Source organism: Protofrankia sp. Cr1 (assembly GCF_963555865.1).
GTDB lineage: Bacteria > Actinomycetota > Actinomycetes > Frankiales > Frankiaceae > Protofrankia.
On record NZ_CAUVXO010000174.1, the window covers coordinates 7,064 to 10,158 of the forward strand.

Consider the following 3,095-nt stretch of genomic DNA (forward strand, 5'->3'; position numbering starts at 1 on the left):
TCGCACGGCTGATCTCCCTGGTCGAGGATGCGTCCGGGCAGCTGCGCGAGATCATGGCCCTGCTTGCGCCACGGTCCGGTCGCGCGCAGGTGATCGGCCTCACCGGATCTCCCGGAGTGGGCAAGTCGACCTCGACATCCGCGCTGGTCAGCGCGTTTCGAGCTCGTGACCTGCGCGTCGGCGTCCTGGCCATCGACCCGTCGTCGCCGTTCACCGGCGGTGCGCTGCTCGGCGACCGGGTACGGATGCAGGAGCACGCCACCGACCCCGGGGTCTACATCCGTTCGCTGGCCTCGCGCGGGCATCTGGGTGGGCTGTCCTGGGCGACACCGCAGGCACTGCGGGTGCTCGACGCGGCCGGCTTCGACGTCGTGCTGGTCGAGACCGTGGGGGTGGGTCAGGCCGAGGTTGACATCGCATCACTGGCCGACTGCACAGTGGTGCTGCTGGCCCCGGGTATGGGTGACGGCGTCCAGGCCGCAAAGGCCGGCATCCTGGAGATCGCCGATGTCTTCGTGGTCAACAAGGCTGACCGCGATGGCGCGGAAAACACCTACCGCGAGCTCACGCACATGATTGCGCTCACCGGACCCGCAACCGCCTCCGAGGGGGCATGGCGACCCCCGGTCCTCAAGGCCGTGGCTTCGCGTGGGGAGGGCATCGCCGAGGTCGTGGATGCGATCGCCGACCATCGTGCGTGGCTGGTCGAGCACGGTGTCCTGGACGCCCGCCGGCGCCGGCGGGCCGCTGACGAGATCGAGCAGATCGCGCTCACCCAGCTTCGGCTCCGCATGGGTGACCTGCGCGAGGGTTCCCTGCTCGACGGCCTCGCCGCGGAGGTCGTCGCCGGCCGGACCGACCCCTACACGGCCGCCGACCGCGTCGTCGCCGGTCTGGCCACGACGCAGCCGCGCCACGACTGACATGTCCGCCCGACTGACATGTCAGGGTGCGGTGTTGGCGGTGTTGGCGGTGTTGGCGGTGTTGGCGGTGGCGAGATGGCCGGCCGCGGCAACCACCGCGGCGACGTCCAGGGGCGCTCCCACCACGTCCACGGCACCGGCCTGGCGCAGCCGCACGAGGTCTCTCGGGTCATCGTCCATGGTGAGCACGACCGTGGGTATCCGCCCCGCCTGAGCGTCCGCTGCGAGGGTCCGCAGCAGGTCTTCGGCGCTGCCGTCCGGCAGCTCCCGGTCCAGCAGTACCAGCGACGGTCGGGACCGCCGGACCGCGTCGAGGGCCAGTGCGGCCCGCGGCACCGAGACCGTGTCCGCGCCGAGGGTGTTGCGTAGCACGTGTGTGACCATCGTCCGGGTCGCGGGATCACCACTGACGTGTACGACCCGGGGATAACCGACGTGGCGCGACGCTGCGTCCGATCGGGCGGCCAGGACAGCCGGCGCCGGACCGAACCCGTGGTCTGGGCCGTGTCCGTGTCCGTGTCCGTATCCGTGTCCCGGGCCGTATCCGGCTCCCGGACCGAATCCGTCGAAGTCGTCATCGTCGTCATCGTCGAAGCGGACGTCGACGGTGTCCAGGACGACCGCGAAGACACTGCCGACCCCGAAACGGCTTGCCGCCGTCAGGACACCCCCCATCGCCGTGACCAGAGCGTGGGACAGCGCCAGACCCAGTCCACTGCCCTCGACGCCCGTTCGTTCGGCTCCGAGCCGTTCAAACGGCCGGAACAGCCGGTCCATGGCCTCGGGTGGGAGTCCGTTGCCGTCGTCCTCGACCTCGATCCGGACCCGGGCTCCGGTGATGGGCACGATGCCCACCCGCAGGGTGCCGCCCTCGCGTCCGTACTTCAGCGCGTTGCCGACCAGGTTGAGCAGGACCTGCCACAGCCGGCGGCGGTCGGCGTCGGCGACCAGCGGCTCGGCCGGCGAGATGACCCGGCGGATGCCGCGTTGCTCCGCGAGCGGTTCGACCAGCTCGACGACACCATGGACGATCTCCAGGACGTTGACGGGTCCCTTTCTGATGTCACCGCGCCCGGCTTGCAGCCGGGCGAGATCGAGCACGTCGTCGATGAGGGCCTGCATGTGCCGGCCACCGGTGATGATGCGTTCGACGTCCTCGTGCAGCTCTGCCGGCAGTGGTTCGAGCTCCAGAAGTTGGGCGAAACCCAGCACGGCGTTGAGCGGGGTGCGCAGCTCGTGGCCGAGGCGTGCGATGAACTCGTCCTTGGCCCGGGACTCCCGTTCGGCGGTTTCCCGGGCGCGGACGTCCTCGGTGTCATGAGCGACGATCACGATGGCGCCTGACGGGTCGACCCGCACCGACACCTGGAACGGCGCCACGTTGGCCGCGGCGTCGAGGAGGTCGACGGTTCCCCGCCACTGCCCGGTGCGGGCCAGCGCGCGCGGCACGACATCGCGCAGCCGGACCCGTGCCGAGGGCTCGACCACGTCGGCCAGGTCCCCGAGGTGGACCGGTTCGGTTCCAGCCAACCGCTCCCCGAGGAAGGTTCTGGCCGCGGCTCCGGCATCGAGCACGCGACCATCCGCGCCGACCAGTATCACCAGGCTGGTCAGTGCGTCAAGGAGGGTCCGTGGAACCACCTATGCCTCGTCGTCCCGCGTCGTCCACTCCACGGCGGGCAATGGTAGGGCGTGCCGTCAGAGAGCGTTGTCCCGGGTTTGGTTGAAGGTCCGGCTGTGTCGTCTGCGGACCTGGAATGTTGCGGAGGGTGGCATTCTCCCGGTGGGTCAACGTACGCGAGATCCTGAGTTCTTCGCCTGTGCCCGCGGGTGCCCGTGTGTGTCCGTGTGTGTCCGCGGGTATCCGTGGGTGTTCGCGGGTGTCCCTGGGCGACAGAGCGTCCGGGCGGCGTGGTAGGTGTGGAGCATGCTTGTGGCCTTCAGCGTGACACCGATCGGGACCGGCGAGGATGTCGGCGACCTGGTAGCCGAAGCCGTGCGGGTGGTACGCGCCAGCGGCCTGCCCAACGAGACGACGGCGATGTTCACCACGATCGAGGGGGAGTGGGGGGAGGTCATGGCCGTCGTACAGCGGGCGGTGGACGCGGTTGCCGCCCGATCCGGCCGGGTCAGCCTCGTGCTCAAGGCCGACATCCGCCCGGGGGTCACGGA

General features: G+C 70.2%; 3 protein-coding genes. 2 read left to right on the forward strand and 1 reads right to left on the reverse strand.

The annotated features are described in order from the left end of the window. A partial coding sequence (gene meaB, locus U9980_RS14805; protein ID WP_322768444.1) for a methylmalonyl Co-A mutase-associated GTPase MeaB occupies nt 1-923 on the forward strand: 923 nt, incomplete at its 5' end. Between the two features lie 21 nt (nt 924-944). On the opposite strand, the gene U9980_RS14810 is transcribed toward meaB, so the two are convergent. After that, the gene (locus U9980_RS14810) at nt 945-2,564 is read right to left on the reverse strand and encodes a hybrid sensor histidine kinase/response regulator (protein WP_322768445.1); all 1,620 of its coding nucleotides are present in this window, start codon (nt 2,562-2,564) and stop codon (nt 945-947) included. Nucleotides 2,565-2,850: 286 nt separating this feature from the next. Here U9980_RS14810 and U9980_RS14815 point away from each other — a divergent pair. After that, nucleotides 2,851-3,095: thiamine-binding protein (locus U9980_RS14815; protein ID WP_322768446.1), on the forward strand; the 245-nt coding region annotated here is incomplete at its 3' end.